The sequence below is a fragment of the Pseudomonas sp. NPDC096925 genome (assembly GCF_044762545.1).
GTDB lineage: Bacteria > Pseudomonadota > Gammaproteobacteria > Pseudomonadales > Pseudomonadaceae > Aquipseudomonas.
The window spans coordinates 1,104,730-1,124,569 of sequence record NZ_JBIWEM010000001.1; the positions used below are offsets into that span (position 1 = coordinate 1,104,730).

Genomic DNA, 19,840 nt, shown 5'->3' on the forward strand with positions numbered 1-19,840 from the left:
AATAACGCCGCGCAGTCTACCAGTTAACACGCCTGGCTGCCTGCCTGTGTGCAGGTACCTGTGGCCAGTTCCTTGGCCAGGGCGCGTTCTACCCGGCACATATGCCGCGCCAGTGCCTGGCGCCGAAGGCGTAGCTGGGCGGTGGGCAAGCCGCTGGCCTCCAGGGCTTCGCAGGCCGTTATCAGCTCGGGTGCTTCCAGCATCCGCGCGGCGCTGAGCACCTTGTGCGCCTGTTCGGCAATGGCAGCGCTGTCGTGCTGCGGATGCAGTGCCATCAAAGTGGCCAGATCGGCCTGCAGGCTCTGTTGCAAGGCCTGCAGGAAGCGCTGGCGGTCGATCGGGTCATGCCCGACCACTGCGGCAAGGCCGTCCAGCTGGTACAGCTTGCGCCGCCGTTTTTGCTGACGGCGCGGGTGGATGCCGGCCAGGCGCTGGCTGAGCGTGGCCAAGCTGATAGGCTTGAGCAGGCAGTCGTCCATGCCGGCGCTCAGGCACTTGCGGCGTACCTCCGGCTGCGCGTTGGCGGTGTAGCCAAGAATGGTGCAGCGCGGCCGCTTGCCATGGCGTTCTTCGGTGCGCACGGCGGTGGCCAGCTGATAGCCGTTCATGTGCGGCATGTTGCAGTCGAGCACCAGCACATCGAAATCGCCCGCCCGCCAGGTAGCCAGGCCTTCGCGACCGTCGCGGGCGCTGGTGTGCTCCAGGCCCAGGTAGCCAAGCTGCTGTGCCATCAGTTGCAGGTTGGCCGGGTGGTCGTCGACCACCAGCACGTTCAGCCGTGGGTCGGGCACGTCGAGGTTCTCGAGCAGCGGGGCCGGCTGCGCTGCGGCATCAACCCGCTGCAGCGGCATCTTCAGGCGCACCTGGGTGCCGACATCTTCCAGGCTCTTGATGGTCAGGCTGCCGCCCATCATTTCGCACAGGTTGCGACAGATGGCCAGGCCCAGGCCGGTACCCGCGCGGGCGCCTTGGCTATGCGGGTTGGCCTGGATGAACGGGTTGAACAGGCGTTGCAGGTCGTCGGGGTGGATGCCGATGCCACTGTCGCGCACTTCCAGCTCCAGCACTGCGGGGGTACTGGTGTCGTCCTCCACCACGTTGACGCAGATGCGCACCTGGCCGTGCTCGGTGAACTTGATAGCGTTGCTCACCAGGTTGCACAGTACCTGTTTGAAACGCAGGGGGTCGAGCAGCGCATGGCAGCGTGCGGCCGGCGCGATCATCACCTCCAGGGCCAGGCCTTTCTGCCGCGCCTGGCCCTCGAAAATGCGCCCTACCGATTCGACCAGGGCCGCCAGGTCGACGGCCTCCGGGGCGAGGGACAAGTGCCCGGACTCGATGCGCACGATGTCGAGGATATCGCCGATCAGGCCCAGCAGGTCCTTGGCCGAATGGTAGGCCAGCTCCAGCGCGCCGCGGTCTACCCGACCTTGGTCGGCACGTTTGACTGCCAGCTCGAGCATGCCGATGACTGCATTCATCGGGGTGCGGATTTCGTGGCTGATGGTAGCCAGGAACGTGCTTTTTGCGCGGTTGGCATCGTCGGCCTGCTGCTTGGCCCGGCGCAGCTCCATGACCAGATGGCGGCGATCGCTTATGTCGATCCAGCCACCGATGATGCCCTGCACCTCACCCAGTGAGTCGCGATACGGCAGAATCCAGTGGTAGATGGTCATCTCGCGGCCCTTGATCCGTAGCGGCCGGTCCATGATCAGTGGCGAGCCTTCGGCCATCACCTTCAGGTAATCGGCGTGGATCTGCCGGGTCTGCTCGCAATCGGCGAACAGGCTGCCCTCCAGTTGTTTGCCGATGACCTCGTCGGAGCGGGCCTGCACGGCTTCCAGGTAGCTGTAGTTGCAGCTTTGCAGGCAGCCCTCGCGGTCACGCACGTACATGGGGTGGGGCGTGCCGTTGAGCAGGGCGCGCATGAACGCCAACTGGTCGTTCAGCGCCCGCTCGGCGCGTTGCCGCTGGCGAATCTGCAGGCGCAGGCGAGCGTTCCACAGCAAGGCCAGCAGCAACAGCACGGCGGTGCCCAGTACCACCTGTATCGCCAGCCGGCGATAACCCTGGTCGTTGCCATCCTCGTGCAGGCTGAAGCCGCGCCAGCGGTTGTTGATTACCCCCAGTTCTTCCGGCGAGATGCTCAGCAGCGCCTTGTCGAGGATCGACACCAGCGCCCGGGACGAGGCACTGGTGGCCATGGCGAAGTTGGCAGGTTCGCTGCCGACGGTGGCCCGGATGACCAGTTCGGGGTTGCCGGCCAGGGCGTGGTTGGCGTCGATCAAGGTGGTGATCACCGCATCGACGGCACCGCTGTTGAGCAACGCCATGGAATAGAACGCGCTTTCGGTCTCGACCCAGCCGATTTGTGGATAGTGCCGCGACAGCATGGCGTCCATGGCACTGTAGCGGGTAATGGCGATGCGATGCCCCTGCAGTTGCTCGAGCGAGGTGAAGGGCTTTTTGTCCTTGCGGCTGACCAGTACATAGGCGCTTTCCAGGTAGGGCCGGCTGATTTGCAGGTCGTCTTCGCTTACCCCGCCGTTGGCCAATGCAGCGATCACATCGGCGCGGCCATCCTTTAGGCGGGCAATCATGTCGGCGAGGCCGCTGGCGCGCTGCACTTCGAAACGCAAGCCGGTGCGCAGGCGAATGAGTTCGAGCAGGTCGGCGGTGATACCGCGAAAATGCCCCGAGCCATCGAAATAGGAGACCGGTGCAGCGGTGTCGTCGATCGCCACGCGCATCACCGGGTGGTCCTGCAGCCATTGTTCTTCTGCGTCGGTCAGTTGCAGCCTGCGGTCGGTCAGCAGCAGGTCGCTACCGGCGCTCCAGCGCTTGAATATACTGGCGCGTATGGCTGGGGTCTGGCTGTCCAGGGTCGCGTTCACCAATTCCATCAGCAGCCTGTCCTGCTGGCGCAGGGCAAACCCGAAGCCGATGGCTTCGTGCTTGCCGAAACTGGCCATGCGCAGGCGCGGCAGGTGGCTGCGATTGAGCTGGTAGTGGGTGGAAATGGTATCGCCGATGAACACGTCGGCCTGGCCGAACGCCACGGCATTCAGGGCCTGGCTGGACGAGCCGAAGGCCAGCAGCTCGGCCTTGGGGTAGGCGCTTTTCACCTCCTGCCGGGGCAGGTAATGGTAGAGCATGCCCAGGCGCATGCCGTCCAGGCCCATGTCCAGTGCCCGGCTTTCGTCCTCCCGCGTTACCAGCACCGGTTGGTCGATGGCATAGGGGTGCGACAGCGCCAGGCCATCGCTGGCCGCTTCATAGCCGTTGGCGCTGCCAAGCAGGTCGATATCACCGTGCCGCAGCGCCTCCACCGCCGCCTGCCGGCTGGAAAAGCGCAGCACCCGCACGGGCAACTGCAGGGCCTTGCCGATCAGGCTCGCGTACTCGGCGGTAAGGCCCTGGTAGTCGCGGCCGCCACTGGTGATGTCGAACGGCGGGTAGTCCGGTGCCGAGGTACCCAGCACCAGTTCCTGACGGCTTTCGAGCCATTGTCGTTGTTCGTCCGTGAGCGCAGGCGGTGCCGGCCTGGCCGATGACCGTGCCAGCAGGGCATAGGACGAGGCCTCGTGATGGGTAGCCTGCGCCATGCCGCTGAACAGGAGCAGGGTGAGCAGCAGGCGAACGATAAGGCGCGCCATGACGACCCTCAGACCAGCGCGTTGCGTTTGGCCATTTCGATCAGGTCGACCAGAGTATTGACCTTAAGTTTGTGCATCAGACGCTTCTTGTAGGTACTGACGGTCTTGCTGCTGAGGAACATGCCCTTGGCAATTTCCTTGTTGCTGCGGCCTTGGGCGAAGAGTTGCAGCACCATCAGTTCGCGGTCATTCACCTGACGGAAAAGTTGCAGGTCGGCATCTACCGCCTGGTTATGCTTTATTGCCTGGCTGGGGAAGTAGTTGTAACCGGCCAGCACGGCCTTGATTGCACTGAGCAGCTCGCTCAGGTCTTCCTGCTTGCACACGTAGCCCGCAGCACCCGAGTGCATGCAGCGCACGGCAAACAATGCGGGAGACTGCGCAGTCAGTACCAGCACCTTCAGGGGCAGGGCCATGGCCTGGAAGCGGGCAAGCACCTCCAGCCCGTCTAGCTTGGGGATGCTGATGTCGAGGATGACCAGGTCAGGAGCGGTTTCGCGAATCATCTGCATGGCGTCCACGCCGTTGTCCGACTCGCCGACAACCTTGTAATTCTGGTTTTCCAGCAACATACGGACGGCCAGGCGAATGACGGGATGGTCGTCGACAATAAATATGGAATGCATGTTCAACTTCCCTACGGGCGACTGAGGGTGACAGGCGGAACCTTATCGCAGTTGGAAGTCATCGGGCATGCGAGGAAGGGCTATTAGCTCTATATGGGAAATGGCTTACAAGATAAAACAAAACGGGCTACGAAACAGGCGCGTTTAACTCGATGTCAAAGCGTGATTGGTAACTTTTCATTGATTTTTATTCGTGCTGTTTAACTTGCCGCCAGTATATGTAGGAAGTTTCCCACACTACACGGTGCAGCTCCGAGCGATGCCCGGGGCGGCACCGGCAGGCTCAGGTCGGGCTGGAGCGCCCGGTCATTTCCCGGGCCATTTCGCTGGCATAGCTGTCGGTCATTCCGGCGATGAAGTCGATCATGCGCAGGAAGGCACTGTGCAGCGAACCGTGCGGGTCGGGGGCATTGTTGCCGATCAGGTCCAGTACGCGGCGGCTCTTGAACGAGGGCGTGCGTCCACCGTGCTGTTCGAGGGCGGCACCACAGAAGGTGTTGAGCAGAATCTCCAGGGTGGTGTAGGCGCCGATCTCGTGCAGGGTCTTGCGCTTGTCCTGGAAGATCTTGTTGCGTGCCATGTCCTTGGCTTGCAGCACGCAGCGCTTGGCCGGGCCGTGCATGTGTTCGACCAGGTCGCCCGCCAGTTGCCCGGCCAGCAAGGCCTGCTGCTGCTCGACGAAGGCATGTGCGGCAGCGTTGGTCAGGTGCTCGATGGCCTTGCCACGCAGGATTGCCAGCTTGCGTCGCCGTGAGTCGCCAGGGCCAAGCTGGCGGTAGGTTTCCGGCAGGTCATCACCGACCAGGTCGAGCAGCAGCGCTTCGACTTCGGCATATTGCAGCAGCTCCATTTCCAGGCCGTCTTCCAGGTCGATCAGCGCGTAGCAGATGTCATCTGCGGCTTCCATCAGATAGACCAGCGGGTGGCGCGCCCAGCGCTGGTGTTCCAGTTGCGGCAGGCCGAGCTTGCGGGCGATCTGCTCGAGCAGTGGCAGTTCGCTCTGGTAACTGCCGAACTTGTGCTTCTTGTAGCCCAGGGCGTCGGCGTGGCGCGCGCTCCACGGGTACTTCAGGTAGGTGCCGAGGGTGGCATAGGTCAGCCGGGTACCGCCGTCGAACTGGTGGTACTCCAGCTGGGTGAGTACGCGAAAGCCCTGGGCGTTGCCTTCGAAGTTGAGGAAGTCGGCGCGCTCGTCGTCGCTCATGTCGTCCAGCCAGCCGCGCCCGGCGGCCTGCTGAAACCAGTGGCGGATGGCGTCTTCGCCAGAGTGGCCGAACGGTGGGTTGCCGATGTCATGGGCCAGGCAGGCCGACTGTACGATCATCCCCAGGTCGCTGGGGGCGCACCAGTCCGGCAGGCTGTCGCGCAGGGTTTCGCCGACGCGCATGCCCAGTGAGCGGCCGACGCAGCTGACTTCCAGCGAGTGGGTCAGGCGGGTGTGGATATGGTCGTTGCTGGAAACCGGGTGCACCTGGGTCTTGCGCCCTAGGCGGCGGAAGGCACCGGAGAAGATGATGCGGTCGTGGTCTTTGTGGAAGGGGCTGCGCCCGAGTTCATCGGCGCTGTACAGGGCTTTGCCCAGGCGTTCGCGGGTGAGCAGGGTGTGCCAGTCCAAGGCGCGGTCTCCTGTGGATCGAGGGGTATAGCTTCCGGTGTCCGGAAGGGCAGCGCAAGGGGTAAGCCTGCAATGGCCCTATCGCCGGCAAGCCAGCGCCCACACGGATTGCGCATGGTTTGAGGCCGATGCGGTCGAGGTGGGCGCCGGCTTGCCGGCGATAGGGCCGGTGCAGTCGACGGAAAACGCTCAGGGGCGGCGGCTGCCTTGCAGGTACAGGCGCAGCAGTGGCAGCAGGCTGGAGCCCAGGCGCACCAGCCGCGTCAGGTTGCCGCTGCGCACGCCCTTGCCGGTGAGGAAGCCCAGCGCCACCACGGCGCCAATCCCCCACAGCGGTGCATGCTTGATGCCCAGCCCGTCGTGCAGCGAGCTGCCCATGCCGCGCACGCGGCGCAGTGGCTCCAGCAGTTGCGCGGATTCGTGGCGGATTTCCTGGCGGTGCATTTCCATGCGCAGGCGCAACAGCGCCTTGCGCAGTTCGCGCGGGTTACGGGTGTTTGGCAGTTCTGGCAGGCTCATGGCAACAGGCGCTCCCGGTCCTTGGCGAGTTCCTCGAGGGTGGCGCCAAAGGGCGACGACTCGTCGAACACTGCTGCCTTCAGGCGCAACCCGCAGTACAGCGCGGCGATGCCGTAGAACACGCACAAGCCGATGATGCCGGCCAGGCGATAGCTGTCCCACAGCAGCACCAGCAACAGCCCGGACAGCGCCGTCAGCAGCAGCAGGGCAAAAACCAGGGCCAGGCCGGCGAACAGCAGCAGGCTCAAGGTGCGACCCTTCTGCTCCTGCAACTCGATGCCGAACAGTTCGATATGGCTGTGCAACAGCCCCAGCGCAGCCGCGCCCAGGCGCTTGCCCGAGGCGCTGGCGCCGTTGGCGTCATTCTCCATGGGGACCCCTTAGCGCCGGTTGGCCAGCAGGCCGATCAACAGGCCGACGCCAGCGGCAATGCCGATCGCCTGCCACGGTTTTTCCTGTACGTACTGCTCGGCGCTGCCCAACGCTGCCTGGCCGCGCTCCCGCACCGAGTCCTGGGTCAGTTGCAGGGTTTCGCGGGCCTGGGCCAGGCGGTCGTGGATCTGTTCACGCAACTCGTCTGCCTGGTCGCCGGCCAGGTTGGCGGTGTCGGCCAGCAGTTTCTCGGTGTCGCGGACCAGTGCCTGGAAGTCAGCCATCAATATCTCTTGTGCAGTCTTTGCCGATTTGCTGGCCATGGGTGTCTCCCTGTCGATGAGTGTTGGTAGTTCGAGTAATAGCACGCGCCGAAGGTTCAAGTGCCGGCGCTGGTATGGGCCTTGCTAAGTGCTTTGCCACGTTGCGGGGCGCCCCGGTCGGGTATTGCGCCGATTAAGGGCGCCAGCGCAGCGGATACCGATAAACCTTAACCCAATCCACGACAAACCCAAGAAAAAACCACGCAGGCTCCGCCCGGCTCACCAAACAGGGCAGGGGGCTGGCACCGATTCGGTGCAGGGATGCAGGTTCTTGAACTGTCCTGGTGCCTTTTTCAGCAGGTCTGCCTATTTCATGGAAAACATGCACAGCGCGATGGACTCCCTGGTCCACGGTTCCAACACCCTGTTCATTCTCATGGGTGCCATTCTGGTGCTGGCCATGCATGCCGGCTTCGCGTTTCTCGAAGTGGGCACGGTACGCTACAAGAACCAGGTCAACGCCTTGTCGAAGATCCTCAGCGACTTCGCCATCTCGGCGTTGGTGTACTTCCTCATCGGCTACTGGATCGCCTACGGGGTCAACTTCTTCCAGCCAGCGGCAGCGCTGGCGGCCGACCATGGCTATGCGCTGGTCAAGTGCTTCTTCCTGCTGACCTTCGCCGCGGCGATTCCGGCAATCATCTCCGGGGGCATCGCCGAGCGGGCGCGCTTTGTGCCGCAACTGTGTGCCACGGCGTTGATCGTGGCGTTCATTTACCCGTTCTTCGAGGGTGTGGTGTGGAACGGCAACCTGGGCGTACAGGCCTGGTTGCAGGCACGATTCGGCGCGCCGTTCCATGACTTTGCCGGTTCGGTGGTGGTGCATGCCATAGGCGGCTGGCTGGCGCTGGCGGCGGTGCTGCTGCTGGGCGCTCGCCGTGGGCGCTACCGTGATGGTCGGCTGGTGGCGTTTGCGCCGTCGAGCATTCCCTTCCTGGCATTGGGGTCGTGGATCCTGATCATCGGCTGGTTTGGCTTCAACGTCATGAGTGCCCAGACCCTGCAGGGCGTCAGCGGCCTGGTGGCGATCAACTCGCTGATGGCCATGGTCGGTGGCACCCTGTCGGCCTTGCTGGCCGGGCGTAACGACCCGGGCTTCCTGCATAACGGGCCGCTGGCCGGGCTGGTGGCAGTGTGTGCCGGCTCCGACCTGATGCACCCGATCGGTGCGCTGGCTACCGGTCTGGTGGCGGGCGCGCTGTTTGTCTGGACCTTCACTGCGGCACAGAACCGCTGGAAGATCGACGATGTGCTGGGCGTGTGGCCGTTGCATGGCCTGTGCGGCGTATGGGGGGGCATTGCCTGCGGCGTGTTCGGCCAGGAGGCCCTGGGCGGCATGGGCGGCGTCAGTCTGGTCAGCCAGTTGCTGGGCAGCCTGATGGGCGTGCTGGTGGCATTGGCCGGTGGTTTCGCCGTCTACGGTACGATCCGCGCGCTGCATGGCCTGCGCTTGAGCCATGAGCAGGAGTTCCAGGGCGCAGACCTGTCGCTACACCGGATCGGCGCGACCAGCCAGGATTGAGCCAGGTCAGGTGCACGGTGGGCAGGACAGACCTAGAATAGGCTTTCTACCTGCCAAACCGGACTTGCCCCATGCTGCCTGAATGCCAACTGTTCGGTACCCTCGGCTGCCACCTGTGTGAAGTGGCCGAGGCGGTGCTGATGCCCTTCGTCGATCATGGCCTGCTGGTGGAGCTGGTCGACATTGCCGAGAACGAAGCCCTGTTCGAGCGCTATGGCCTGATCATTCCCGTGCTGCGCCGCTGTGACAACGGCGGCGAACTGCACTGGCCGTTCGATGCCGAACAGGTGGTGGCGTTTCTCGCGCAGTAATGGCTCCAGAGGAGCTGCAACCCTGCTCCAAGGTGATGAATGTGAGCTGATGATCCGGTGCCACATTCAGTCATCGGGAGCCTCGCCATGTTGATCACCCCGCATTTCACGCTTGATGAAATGATCGTTTCTCAACTCGCTGCCAGGGACGGATTCGACAACTCACCACCTCCTGAGGCCAGGGCCAACCTGCAACTGCTGTGCTGTGCGCTGGAACAGGTGCGCGCACTGTTCAATGCCCCAGTCATCGTCAGCAGCGGTTACCGCAGTGAGCAGCTAAACCGGGCGATTGGCGGTGCCGCGAATAGCCAGCATATCCAGGGGTTGGCAGCAGACTTCACGGTGATAAAACTCAGCCCGCGGGAAACCGTGCGGCGGATCAGCGAAAGTGCCGTGCCCTTCGATCAACTCATCCTGGAATTCGACAGGTGGGTGCACCTGTCGGTAACGCGCGACACGCCGCGGCGGCAGGTGCTGACCATTCGCAAAGGTAGCGGCTACCTGCCGGGGCTGCGATGAAGCGCATTGACGCCAGCAAGGGGATGTTCGTATGCTGTATATAAGTACAGTATCAGGGTGAAACCATGCTCAATGTCGAGCAACTCAAGTACAGCGTCAACCGTATGCCCGTCGAGCGGGTGGCCGACGCCGTTCTGGAACTGCGTCTCGAAGGCCTGGTGACCGACGACCGCACGCCGTTTGGCAAGGTCCACTTCAATACCTGTTTCGCCGAGATCGAGGCCTTGTTCCAGCGTGCCGGCTACCACCGCGGGCTGGATGTGGTGGGTTACCAGGGGTTGCTGTATGCCCTCTACGACCCGGGCCGCTGGGAGCCCGTGCAGGTGCTGCGCTGGCTCAAGGAGCGCAGCGAGGCGATGGTCCAGGCTGGTTGAGGGCGTGGGCTTGGGGGATAATGCGCGGCCGTGAACGTTTCGAGCCCTGCCATGACCACGCCTTTCGACCCCGCCCGCCAGCAAGCCAGCACGGTGTGCCTGCCACCCGGTAACTGGGCGACCGTGCTCGACTGCCTGTGTGACCATTTCAAGGCCATTGATCGGGCCCAATGGCTCGACCGCTTTGCCCGTGGTCGGGTGCTGGATGCCGAGGGGCGGGCGGTGTCGGCCGGGCTGCCGTACAAGCGCGGCATGCGTCTGCACTATTTCCGCGAAGTGCCGAACGAGCGGCCGATTCCGGTGCAGGAGGTGGTGCTGCATGTGGATGAGCACCTGGTGGTGGCCGACAAACCGCATTTCCTGCCAGTGACGCCGACCGGTGAATACGTCGAGCAGACCTTGCTGCGCCGCCTGATCCGCCGGCTGGGCAACCCGCACCTGGTGCCGTTGCACCGTATCGACCGGCATACCGCCGGGCTTGTGCTGTTTTCCGCCAACCCGCAGAGCCGCAGTGCCTACCAGCGGCTGTTCCCCGAACGACGCATCGACAAGCGCTACCAGGCCATTGCCGCGGCCATGCCGCAGCATGCATTTCCGTTGGTGCACAAAAGCCGTCTGGTGCATGGCGAGCCGTTTTTCCGCATGCATGAGGTAGAGGGGGAGGCCAACAGCGAAACCCTGGCCGAAGTGCTGGAGAAGAATGGCGAGCTGTGGCGTTACGGGCTGTCGCCGGTGACCGGCAAGACCCATCAGTTGCGCGTGCACATGGCGGCATTGGGGGCGGGGATCAGCAATGACCCGTTCTATCCGCAACTGCTCAACGACGAGGACGACTACCAGCGGCCGCTGAAACTGCTGGCGCAGAGCCTGCGTTTTGCAGACCCGCTGAGTGGGGAAGAGCGCTACTTCGAGAGCCGCTTGCAGCTGGACTGGTAATGCTCACGCGCTCATCGCAGGAACAACTGCTGTAAATGCACTCTGAAAGCTTGCGCGGTCCCCTGTGGGAGCGGGTTCACCCGCGAAGAAGCCTGCGCGGTAGATGGCACCGGCTTCGCCGGTGTTCGCGGGTGAACCCGCTCCCACAGTGACCACGCAATCTTTTAGATCTTGAGCAAGACATTTACTCCCACAAGTACGGCGCACGTAAAAAGTGCATGCCGTACCCTTGGAAGCTGCCCTAGCGGTTGAACCGCTCCACCAGCGAGTACTGGGTACCCGCCGTGCTGGTCAGCTCTTCGCTGAGCAGTGCCGAGTGCTGCGCCTGTTCGGCGGTCTGGTCGGCCAGTTCGGCAATGGTGCTGATGTTGCGGCTGATCTCGTCAGCCACTGCAGTCTGCTCCTCGGTTGCGGCGGCAATCTGTGTGGCCATGTCGGTGATGTTGGCCACCGCTTCGCTGATGCCAACCAGGGCCTCGTCGGCCTGCATCACACGGTCAACGCCTTCCTGCGCCTGGCGATGGCCGGTTTCCATGGTCAGCACGGCATTGCTGGCGGTTTGTTGCAGCTTGGCGATCAGGCCGTGGATCTGCCCGGTGGACTCGGCGGTGCGCTGGGCCAGCTGGCGTACTTCGTCAGCCACCACGGCAAAGCCACGGCCCATTTCACCGGCTCGTGCCGCTTCGATGGCTGCGTTCAGCGCCAGCAGGTTGGTCTGGTCGGCGATGCCCTTGATCACATCGACCACGCCACCAATCTCGTCGCTGTCCTTGGCCAGTTGCGTCACTGTCTGGCCGGTCTCGCCTACGGCTGCCGACAGGCGTTCGATGGCCTCGCGGGTTTCACCGGCAATCTGCCGGCCCTGGCTGGTCAGGCGGTTGGCTTCCTGGGTGGCATCGGCAGTGCGCTGCACGTGGTTGGCCACTTCCTGGGTGGTGGCGGCCATCTGGTTGACCGCAGCGGCGACCTGCTCGGTCTCCACCCGCTGGCGTTCCAGGCCCGAAGAGCTCTTGTGTGCCAGGACATCGGACTGGCGCGCCTGTTCGCTGAGGTGTTCGGCGCTGTCCTGCAGGCGGGTCAGGCAGGTTTTCATGCGCGCGTCCTGGCTGAGCATGGCCATTTCCAGGCGCGCCTGCACGCCACGGCTGTCGGTGTACATCTGCGCGATCAGCGGGTCGGAGGTGGTCTGTTCGGCCAGGCGCAGCAGGCGCTTGAGGCCGCGCTGCTGCCAGCCCAGGCCCAGCAGGCCCAGCGGTACGGAAAGCCCGGCGGCCAGGGCGAAGCCCCAGGAATGGCCCAGCCAGTTGCCGATCAGGAAGCCCACCTGGCTGATCAGGATGAACGGCAGCCAGTCCTGCAGTATCGGCAGCCATTTGTCCCGGCGCGGTACCGGCGGCTTGCCCTGGTTGATGCGCTGGTACAGCGCCTCGGCACGGCGGATCTGTTCGGCGGTGGGCTTGACCCGCACCGACTCGAAGCCGACGACCTGATTGTTGTCGAAGATCGGCGTGACATAGGCGTTGACCCAGTAGTGGTCGCCGGACTTGCAGCGGTTCTTGACGATGCCCATCCACGGCTGCCCTTGCTTGAGGGTTTGCCACATGTGGGCGAACACGGCAGACGGCACGTCGGGGTGGCGTACCAGGTTGTGCGGCGCACCGGTCAGCTCCTCGCGGGTGAAACCACTGATCTCGATGAAGGCATCGTTGCAGTAAGTGATCACACCTTTGGCATTGGTGGTGGAGATCAACCGCTGCTGGGCAGGGAAAGTCCGTTCTCTCTGGGTAATCGGCTGGTTGTTACGCATGGGTTGATAGTCCGCAGGGCTTTCGACAGGTATCGGCAAGCCGCTGGTTTTATTGAATGAATATTTAATGTGCTTGATCCGCGGCAATAAGCCATCAGTTGCTATGGGTTATTCCGCGAGCACGTTCAAGCAAGTTAGCGTCATTATTGCGTTTTTACTGCTGTTTAATGACGGATAAGTCGAATGGTGACCGATTGGCTAGCCAAGAGCTAGCATCGGATAACTGAAGAGGGTGAAGTGCACCAGGTTCAGGCCGAAATGGCAGAGCACCGCGGCGGCCAAACCGCCCCAGCGGTACGCCAGGCCGTAGCCGATACCGGCAAGGGTGGCCAGGTACACCCATTGCCAGCCGGCCCCCAGGTGGGCCAGGCCGAACAGCAAGGCGGCGGCGAACAATGCCAGCCCTTGGTGGCGCAACAACCGTTGCAGGCCGGCCTGGATGTAACCGCGGAACAGCAGTTCTTCGGTCAGGCTTACCAGCAGCAGGTTGTTCAGCAGCCAGAGCCAGGCCTGGTCGGGCCATTTCGGGGCCCAGGCCAGCATGCCAAGTGCCCAGGCACCACCCAGGCAGGCAAGCAGGGTCAGGGGCAGGACGTACAGCAGACTGGTCACCAGGCCCTGGCTGCGCCACAGGATCAGCCAAGGGCAGGCCAGCAGCAGCCACGCGCCGATCAGCGGTTTGTCCAGGTTCAGGTACATCGTGAAGGGTAGGGCGCCGGGGCTGAAGATGACGCCGTCGATGACCTTGGCCGCGTTGAAACCGGGCAGCCAGTGCAGGGCCAGGGCGATGGCCAGCAGGATGAACAAGGTGTGGCCCAGGGCTTGTTGCCAGCGCTGGGGACGGCGAGCGAGCAGAGCGCTGGCGAGCAGGGCGAGAAAGGTGGGCAGGGTGGCGATGCCGAGGTTGCCGTGCCTCAGGGCGAGGGTGTAGCCGAGCGCCAGGAGTAAAAGTGCGATCAGGTGGAAGCGAGGCACAAGTGGTCCTTCTGATTGAACAATGTTGGGTCCGCTGCGCGGTCCATCGCCGGCAGCGGACCCAAGCATACCCGCCTCAGCTCGCAATCAGCTGTCGCAACACATAATGCAATATACCCCCCGCCTTGAAGTACTCCACCTCGTTCACGGTATCGATCCGGCACAGCACCTCGATCTGTTCCTGCTGCCCATCTGCGCGGGTGATACGCAAGGGCAGGCTCATGCCCGGGCGGATCTGCGCGCCGTGCAAGCCCAGCACATCGATCCGCTCCTTGCCGGTCAGCCCCAGTTGCTTGCGGTTGTGCCCGGCCTTGAACTGCAGTGGCAGCACACCCATGCCAACCAGGTTGGATCGGTGAATGCGCTCGAAGCTTTCCGCCAGCACCGCCTTGACCCCCAGCAGGTTGGTGCCCTTGGCCGCCCAGTCGCGGCTCGAACCGGTGCCGTATTCCTGGCCGGCGATCACCACCAGCGGGGTGCCTTCCTGCTGATAGCGCATGGCCGCGTCGTAGATCGACAGCTTCTCGCCACTGGGCACGTGCAGGGTATTGCCGCCTTCTTCGCCCGCCAGCATTTCGTTGCGGATGCGGATGTTGGCGAAGGTGCCGCGCATCATCACTTCATGGTTGCCACGCCGCGAGCCGTAGGAGTTGAAGTCGCGTGGCTCCACGCCCTGCTCACGCAGGTAGCGCCCGGCCGGGCTGTCGGCCTTGATGTTGCCGGCCGGGGAAATGTGGTCGGTGGTCACCGAGTCACCCAGCAGCGCCAGGATCCGCGCACCCTGGATGTCGGTGATCTGCGGGGGTGGCCCGCCGATGTCGTCGAAGAATGGTGGGTGCTGGATATAAGTGGAGTCGGCTTGCCATACGTAGGTGGCCGCCTGCGGTACCTGGATGGCCTGCCACTGTGCATCGCCGGCGAACACTTCGGCGTATTCCCTGTGGAACATTTCCGTGTCGACCTTGGCTACGGCGGCGGCGATTTCCTGCTGGCTGGGCCAGATGTCGCGCAGGTACACCGGCTGGCCGTCCTTGCCGGTGCCCAGCGGATCGCGGGTCAGGTCCAGGCGCACGCTGCCGGCCAGGGCATAGGCCACCACCAGCGGCGGCGAGGCCAGCCAGTTGGTCTTGACCAGCGGGTGCACGCGGCCTTCGAAGTTGCGGTTGCCCGACAACACCGAGGCCACGGTGAGGTCGGCGCTGCCAATGGCTTTTTCGATCGCGTCATCCAGCGGGCCGGAGTTGCCGATGCAGGTGGTGCAGCCATAGCCGACCAGGTCGAACCCCAGTTGGTCGAGGTAAGGGCTGAGCCCGGCGGCCTTGAAGTAGTCGGTCACCACCTTGGAGCCTGGCGCCAGCGAGCTCTTGACCCAGGGTTTGCGCTTCAGGCCTTTTTCCAGGGCCTTTTTCGCCACCAGCCCGGCGGCCATCATCACGCTGGGGTTGGAGGTGTTGGTGCACGAGGTGATCGCGGCGATCACCACGGCGCCATCGCGCAGGATCTGGGTCTGGCCCTGATGGCTGTATTCGATTTCCCCGGCCTGGTCGGCGTTGCCTACCGCCACGCCGCCGCCACCTTCGCTTTCCAGGCGGCTGACCTCTTTGGCCAGCGGTTTGGGTTGCAGTTCGATGAAGTGGTCGAAGGCCTGGCTGACCTGGCCAAGGGCCACCCGGTCCTGCGGTCGCTTGGGCCCGGCCAGGCTGGCCTCGACCTCTTGCATGTCCAGCGCCAGGCTGTCGCTGAACAGTGGCTCCTGGCCCGGCAGCCGCCACAGGCCCTGGGCTTTGCAGTACTGCTCGACCAGTTGCACGGTCGCCTCGGGGCGCCCTGACAGGCGCAGGTAGTCCAGGGTCACCTGGTCGACCGGGAAGAAGCCGCAGGTGGCGCCGTATTCCGGGGCCATGTTGGCGATGGTCGCACGGTCGGCCAAGGGCAGCTCGGCCAGGCCATCACCATAGAATTCGACGAACTTGCCCACCACGCCCTTCTTGCGCAGCATCTGCGTCACCGTCAGCACCAGGTCGGTGGCGGTGATGCCTTCACGCAGCTTGCCGGTCAGCTTGAAGCCGATCACTTCGGGGATCAGCATCGACACTGGCTGGCCGAGCATGGCCGCCTCCGCTTCGATGCCGCCCACGCCCCAGCCGAGCACACCCAGGCCGTTGATCATGGTGGTGTGCGAATCGGTGCCGACCAGGGTGTCGGGGAAGGCGTAGGTGCGACCATCGGCTTCACGGGTCCAGACGGTGCGGCCCAGGTATTCCAGGTTGACCTGGTGGCAGATACCGGTGCCCGGCGGTACCACGCGGAAGTTGGTGAAGGCGCTCTGCCCCCAGCGCAGGAAGGCGTAGCGCTCGCCGTTGCGCTGCATTTCGATATCGACGTTCTCGCTGAAGGCCTGCGGCGTGCCGTAGTGGTCGACCATCACCGAATGGTCGATTACCAGGTCCACCGGTGACAGCGGGTTGATCCGCTGCGGGTCACCACCGGCCTTGGCCATGGCTGCGCGCATGGCGGCCAGGTCGACCACGGCCGGCACACCGGTGAAGTCCTGCATAAGTACCCGCGCGGGGCGGTACTGGATCTCGCGGTCGGAGCGCCGCTCGCCCAGCCATTGGGCGAGGGCGCGCAGGTCGTCGCCGGTGACGGTCTTGCCGTCCTCCCAGCGCAGCAGGTTTTCCAGCAGCACCTTCAGCGACATGGGCAGACGCTGCAGGTCGCCCAGCTGGCGGGCGGCCTCGGTGAGGCTGAAGTAATGGTAGGTCTGGTCGCCGACCTTGAGGGATTTGAGGGTATTCAGGCTATCGAGCGAGGGCATTGCCAACTCCTTCTGCGCCGGTGCCTGGCAAGATCTGCCGGTGGCACCGCTCTGTGTCGATCCGCACGGCACGGACCTGGCTGAAAGGTCAGGTTAGACCGCTTTGCGTCACCTGACCCTTTTCTGGACCGGCGGGGCGTGTCGCAGGTTCCGATCTTCCTTTATCATCGCCGCCCTGCCAGCGCCTGTGGTGCGCCAGCCGTAGTGGAGTGAGAGATGAATACCCTGTTCATGCATTGCCGGCCCGGTTTCGAGGGTGAGGTGTGCGCCGAAATCAGCGAACATGCCGCCCGCCTGGGCGTTGCCGGCTATGCCAAAGGCAAGCCGCAAAGTGCCAGTGCCGAGTTTGTCTGTAGCGAGGAGGGCGGTGCCGAGCGCTTGATGGGGGAACTGCGCTTCAACCAGCTGATTTTCCCGCGGCAGTGGGCCCGTGGCGGTTATGTCGAACTGCCGGAAAGCGACCGTATCAGTGTGTTGCTGGCGCACCTGGCCGACTTTCCGGTGTTCGGCAGCCTGTGGCTGGAGGTGCTGGACAGCAACGAAGGCAAGGAACTGTCCACCTTCTGCCGCAAGTTCGAGGTGCCGCTGCGCAAGGCCCTGGAAAAGGCCGGCCGCCTGGTCGACGATGCCAGCCGCCCACGCCTGCTGCTCACCTTCATCAGCGGCCGCCGGGTGTTCGCTGGCGTTGCCCCTGCTACCAACAGCGCGCTGTGGCCCATGGGCATCCCGCGTTTGAAATTCCCCCGCGAGGCACCCAGCCGCTCGACCCTCAAGCTGGAAGAAGCCTGGCACCAGTTCATTCCGCGCGAGCAGTGGGAACAGCGCCTGGGCGATGACATGACCGGTGTCGACCTGGGGGCTTCGCCGGGTGGCTGGACCTACCAACTGGTGCGCCGGGGCATGCTGGTGACTGCCATCGACAATGGGCCGATGGCCGAAAGCCTGATGGACACAGGGCTGGTCCAGCACCTGATGGCCGATGGTTTCACCTGGCAACCGAAGCAGCCGGTGGACTGGATGGTGTGCGACATCGTCGAGAAGCCGGCGCGTACCACTTCGCTGATCGAGACCTGGCTGGGTGAGGGGCTGTGCCGTGAGGCGGTGGTCAACCTGAAGCTGCCGATGAAGCAGCGCTACGCCGAAGTACGCCGGCTGCTCGACCGCATGGAGGCGACGTTCAAGGCGCGCAAGATCAAGGTGTCGATTGCCTGCAAGCAGCTGTACCACGACCGTGAGGAAGTGACCTGCCATCTGCGCCGGATGGACTTGAAACCGCGCTGAGCACAGCGAATCGCTTTGCTCTTGCTTCGGCTTTTGCTTCTAAGCGCGCGATAGTTCAGGCGCCGCAGATTGCGACTTCAGGAGGCCGAGCGAAGGGACTGCGGAGGGAGGTGACGGGCATGGATGCCCGTCACCTCCCTCCGCAAGCCCTCTGCTCGGCCTCCTGAAGTCGCGAAGATCAAGATCAAGATCAAGATCAAGATCAAGATCAAGATCAAGAGCTGGCTCAGCGTGTTCGCAGGCGGTGCTTGGACCACGTCGCGCGATGCGCGACAATGACGATCATTTGCGGAGCCCCCCATGACCGATTTCACCCCCGACGCCATCCTCGACGCCACTGGCCTGAACTGCCCGGAACCGGTGATGATGCTGCACCAGCACGTGCGTGACCTGGCCGCTGGCGGCCTGCTCAAGGTCATCGCCACCGACCCCTCGACCCGCCGCGACATCCCCAAGTTCTGCAACTTCCTCGGCCACGAACTGCTGCAGCAGCAGGAGGACGCCGGTACCTTCCTGTACTGGATCCGCAAGAAAGCCGACTGAAGCGCTCTGGAACACGCCCGGCGTTGCGCCTACACTGCGTTCCCCAGACAGGAGAGCGCCATGCTGATAGTTGCCGACGAGAACATCCCGCTGCTCGATGCCTTCTTCCAGGGTTTCGGCGAAATCCGCCGTTACCCGGGCCGAAGCCTCGATGCCGCCAGCGTCAAGGACGCCGACATCCTGCTGGTGCGCTCGGTGACCAAGGTAGACCGCCAGTTGCTCGAAGGCAGCCGTGTGCGCTTTGTCGGTACCTGCACCATCGGCACCGACCACCTCGACCTGAACTACTTTGCCGAGGCCGGTATCCGCTGGAGTAGCGCGCCGGGCTGCAATGCCCGCGGCGTGGTCGATTACGTGCTGGGCAGCCTGCTGACCCTGGCCGAGCTGGATGGCGTGGCACTGCCCGAGCGCGTTTATGGCGTGGTGGGCGCGGGGGAGGTGGGGGGGCGCCTGGTGCGGGTGCTGCACGGCCTGGGCTGGAAGGTACTGGTATGCGACCCGCTGCGCCAGGCCGCCGAGGGCGGCGACTACGTCAGCCTCGAGACCATCCTGCAACAGTGCGATGTTATAAGCCTGCACACCCCCTTGCAGCGTGGCGGCGAGCACCCGACCTGGCACCTGCTGGGCCAGGCGCAGCTGGCCCAGTTGCGCCCGGGTGCGTGGCTGGTCAACGCCAGCCGTGGCCCGGTGGTGGATAACGCGGCCCTGCGCGAACTGCTGCTGGACCGCGAAGACGTGCATGCGGTGCTGGATGTGTGGGAGGGTGAGCCGCAGGTCGACTTGCAACTGGCCGACCTGTGCACGCTGGCTTCGCCGCACATTGCCGGCTACAGCCTCGACGGTCGCCAGCGTGGTACAGCGCAGATCTACCAGGCGCTGTGCCGCTTCCTCGGTGTGGATGAACAGGTGCAACTGGCCGACCTGCTGCCTCGGCCGCCGCTTGCGCAGATCGAACTGGATGCCAGCACCGACCCGGCCTGGGCCATGGCCACCCTGTGCCGCGCGGTGTACGACCCACGCCGCGACGATGCCGATTTCCGCCGCAGCCTCAGCGACGACCCGCAGCAACAGCGTGCAGCATTCGACCAGTTGCGCAAGCAGTACCCGCCACGGCGCGAGATCGAGGGGCTAGGGGTGCGCTTGCGTGGGGAGTCGCCGCAGTTGGCGCAGCTGGTCAGTGCCTTGGGTGGGGTGCTGGTCTGACGGTATGTTGAGCGCAGTACCGGCCTTTTCGCGGGTAAACCCGCTCCCACAGGTGCCCCGCTGATCTCAAGGCTGGTGTGGTCCCTGTGGGAGCGGGTTTACCCGCGAAAGGGCCAGCACAGGATTCAGGCAAATAAAAACCCGGCGCAAGCGCCGGGTTGCAAGAAACTCGCCGATCAACCTTTGCGTACGCGCTCGACCCGGCTTTCTTCCAGGGCCTTGCAGGCCTGCTGGATCATCTGCTCGGTGATCGGTACTTCGCGCCCCTGGGCGTCGATGATCGAACCGCACACCTGCGGTTGCGGGGTGGTCCGGGGCTTCTGGTTGTCGCTGCCATGCTGCAAGCTCATGTATTGTCTCCTCATCAGGTTCAAGCGCAGGGTAACCCTGTGCCGTGACCGGCCTGTGACAGTGCCTGCAGGATCACGGCAGCCACAGTC

Annotated in this window: 19 protein-coding genes; 9 read left to right on the top strand and 10 right to left on the bottom strand. The window is 64.1% G+C overall.

The genetic code is table 11. The features are described from left to right. Positions 1-23 precede the first annotated feature (23 nt). From ACIQYU_RS05290 to ACIQYU_RS05315, 6 genes are all read right to left on the bottom strand, one after another. Positions 24-3,656: an ATP-binding protein gene (locus tag ACIQYU_RS05290; RefSeq protein WP_402798452.1), complete on the bottom strand. Its 3,633-nt coding sequence runs from the start codon at positions 3,654-3,656 to the stop codon at positions 24-26. An 8-nt stretch (positions 3,657-3,664) separates the two neighbouring features. Beyond that, entirely contained in the window at positions 3,665-4,282 is a 618-nt protein-coding gene (locus tag ACIQYU_RS05295; RefSeq protein WP_207831741.1) for a response regulator transcription factor, read from the bottom strand. 283 nt (positions 4,283-4,565) lie between these two features. Continuing rightward, positions 4,566-5,897 (bottom strand): deoxyguanosinetriphosphate triphosphohydrolase, encoded by a 1,332-nt coding sequence (locus ACIQYU_RS05300; protein WP_063913867.1) that lies wholly within the window; start codon positions 5,895-5,897, stop codon positions 4,566-4,568. Between the two features lie 189 nt (positions 5,898-6,086). Then, entirely contained in the window at positions 6,087-6,416 is a 330-nt protein-coding gene (locus ACIQYU_RS05305; RefSeq protein WP_207831737.1) for a hypothetical protein, read from the bottom strand. Then, a complete protein-coding gene (locus tag ACIQYU_RS05310) occupies positions 6,413-6,787 on the bottom strand; it encodes a phage holin family protein (protein ID WP_013971683.1) in 375 nt (124 codons plus the stop codon). The genes ACIQYU_RS05305 and ACIQYU_RS05310 overlap by 4 nt, the downstream gene beginning before the upstream one ends. A gap of 9 nt (positions 6,788-6,796) precedes the next feature. After that, positions 6,797-7,111 carry a YqjD family protein gene (locus tag ACIQYU_RS05315; protein ID WP_063913869.1) on the bottom strand — a complete coding sequence of 105 codons (315 nt, stop codon included), beginning with the start codon at positions 7,109-7,111 and terminating at the stop codon, positions 6,797-6,799. 313 nt (positions 7,112-7,424) lie between these two features. On the opposite strand from ACIQYU_RS05315, the gene ACIQYU_RS05320 reads away from it, so the two are divergent. The 5 genes from ACIQYU_RS05320 to ACIQYU_RS05340 all read left to right on the top strand — a co-directional run bounded on the left by ACIQYU_RS05320 (position 7,425) and on the right by ACIQYU_RS05340 (position 10,773). Next, positions 7,425-8,633, top strand: a complete 1,209-nt coding sequence (locus tag ACIQYU_RS05320) for an ammonium transporter (protein WP_402798456.1) — start codon at positions 7,425-7,427, stop codon at positions 8,631-8,633. A 71-nt stretch (positions 8,634-8,704) separates the two neighbouring features. Then, complete coding sequence (locus ACIQYU_RS05325; RefSeq protein WP_019096182.1) at positions 8,705-8,944, top strand: glutaredoxin family protein; 240 nt, start codon at positions 8,705-8,707, stop codon at positions 8,942-8,944. A gap of 87 nt (positions 8,945-9,031) precedes the next feature. Further along, on the top strand, positions 9,032-9,463 hold the full coding sequence (locus ACIQYU_RS05330) for a D-Ala-D-Ala carboxypeptidase family metallohydrolase (RefSeq protein ID WP_207831733.1): 432 nt from the start codon (positions 9,032-9,034) through the stop codon (positions 9,461-9,463). Positions 9,464-9,528: 65 nt separating this feature from the next. Next, entirely contained in the window at positions 9,529-9,837 is a 309-nt protein-coding gene (locus ACIQYU_RS05335; protein WP_207831731.1) for a transcriptional regulator, read from the top strand. Between the two features lie 51 nt (positions 9,838-9,888). Further along, on the top strand, positions 9,889-10,773 hold the full coding sequence (locus ACIQYU_RS05340; RefSeq protein WP_207831729.1) for a pseudouridine synthase: 885 nt from the start codon (positions 9,889-9,891) through the stop codon (positions 10,771-10,773). Between the two features lie 241 nt (positions 10,774-11,014). On the opposite strand, the gene ACIQYU_RS05345 is transcribed toward ACIQYU_RS05340, so the two are convergent. From ACIQYU_RS05345 to acnA, 3 genes are all read right to left on the bottom strand, one after another. Then, positions 11,015-12,580: a PAS domain-containing methyl-accepting chemotaxis protein gene (locus ACIQYU_RS05345; protein ID WP_207831727.1), complete on the bottom strand. Its 1,566-nt coding sequence runs from the start codon at positions 12,578-12,580 to the stop codon at positions 11,015-11,017. Positions 12,581-12,778: 198 nt separating this feature from the next. Beyond that, the gene (locus ACIQYU_RS05350; protein WP_333957633.1) at positions 12,779-13,555 is read right to left on the bottom strand and encodes a CPBP family intramembrane glutamic endopeptidase; all 777 of its coding nucleotides are present in this window, start codon (positions 13,553-13,555) and stop codon (positions 12,779-12,781) included. A 76-nt stretch (positions 13,556-13,631) separates the two neighbouring features. After that, the gene (gene acnA, locus ACIQYU_RS05355) at positions 13,632-16,373 is read right to left on the bottom strand and encodes an aconitate hydratase AcnA (RefSeq protein ID WP_207831723.1); all 2,742 of its coding nucleotides are present in this window, start codon (positions 16,371-16,373) and stop codon (positions 13,632-13,634) included. Positions 16,374-16,589: 216 nt separating this feature from the next. On the opposite strand from acnA, the gene rlmM reads away from it, so the two are divergent. From rlmM to pdxB, 4 genes are all read left to right on the top strand, one after another. Next, a complete protein-coding gene (rlmM, locus tag ACIQYU_RS05360) occupies positions 16,590-17,654 on the top strand; it encodes a 23S rRNA (cytidine(2498)-2'-O)-methyltransferase RlmM (protein ID WP_233687114.1) in 1,065 nt (354 codons plus the stop codon). A 123-nt stretch (positions 17,655-17,777) separates the two neighbouring features. Then, the gene (locus ACIQYU_RS05365) at positions 17,778-17,933 is read left to right on the top strand and encodes a hypothetical protein (RefSeq protein ID WP_284382858.1); all 156 of its coding nucleotides are present in this window, start codon (positions 17,778-17,780) and stop codon (positions 17,931-17,933) included. 21 nt (positions 17,934-17,954) lie between these two features. After that, positions 17,955-18,197, top strand: coding sequence for a sulfurtransferase TusA (tusA, locus tag ACIQYU_RS05370; protein ID WP_016500764.1), 243 nt, complete (start codon positions 17,955-17,957; stop codon positions 18,195-18,197). 60 nt (positions 18,198-18,257) lie between these two features. Next, positions 18,258-19,400 carry a 4-phosphoerythronate dehydrogenase PdxB gene (gene pdxB / locus ACIQYU_RS05375; RefSeq protein ID WP_063913879.1) on the top strand — a complete coding sequence of 381 codons (1,143 nt, stop codon included), beginning with the start codon at positions 18,258-18,260 and terminating at the stop codon, positions 19,398-19,400. A 176-nt stretch (positions 19,401-19,576) separates the two neighbouring features. On the opposite strand, the gene ACIQYU_RS05380 is transcribed toward pdxB, so the two are convergent. Continuing rightward, entirely contained in the window at positions 19,577-19,750 is a 174-nt protein-coding gene (locus ACIQYU_RS05380; RefSeq protein WP_170929323.1) for a PA1571 family protein, read from the bottom strand. Positions 19,751-19,840 lie beyond the last annotated feature (90 nt).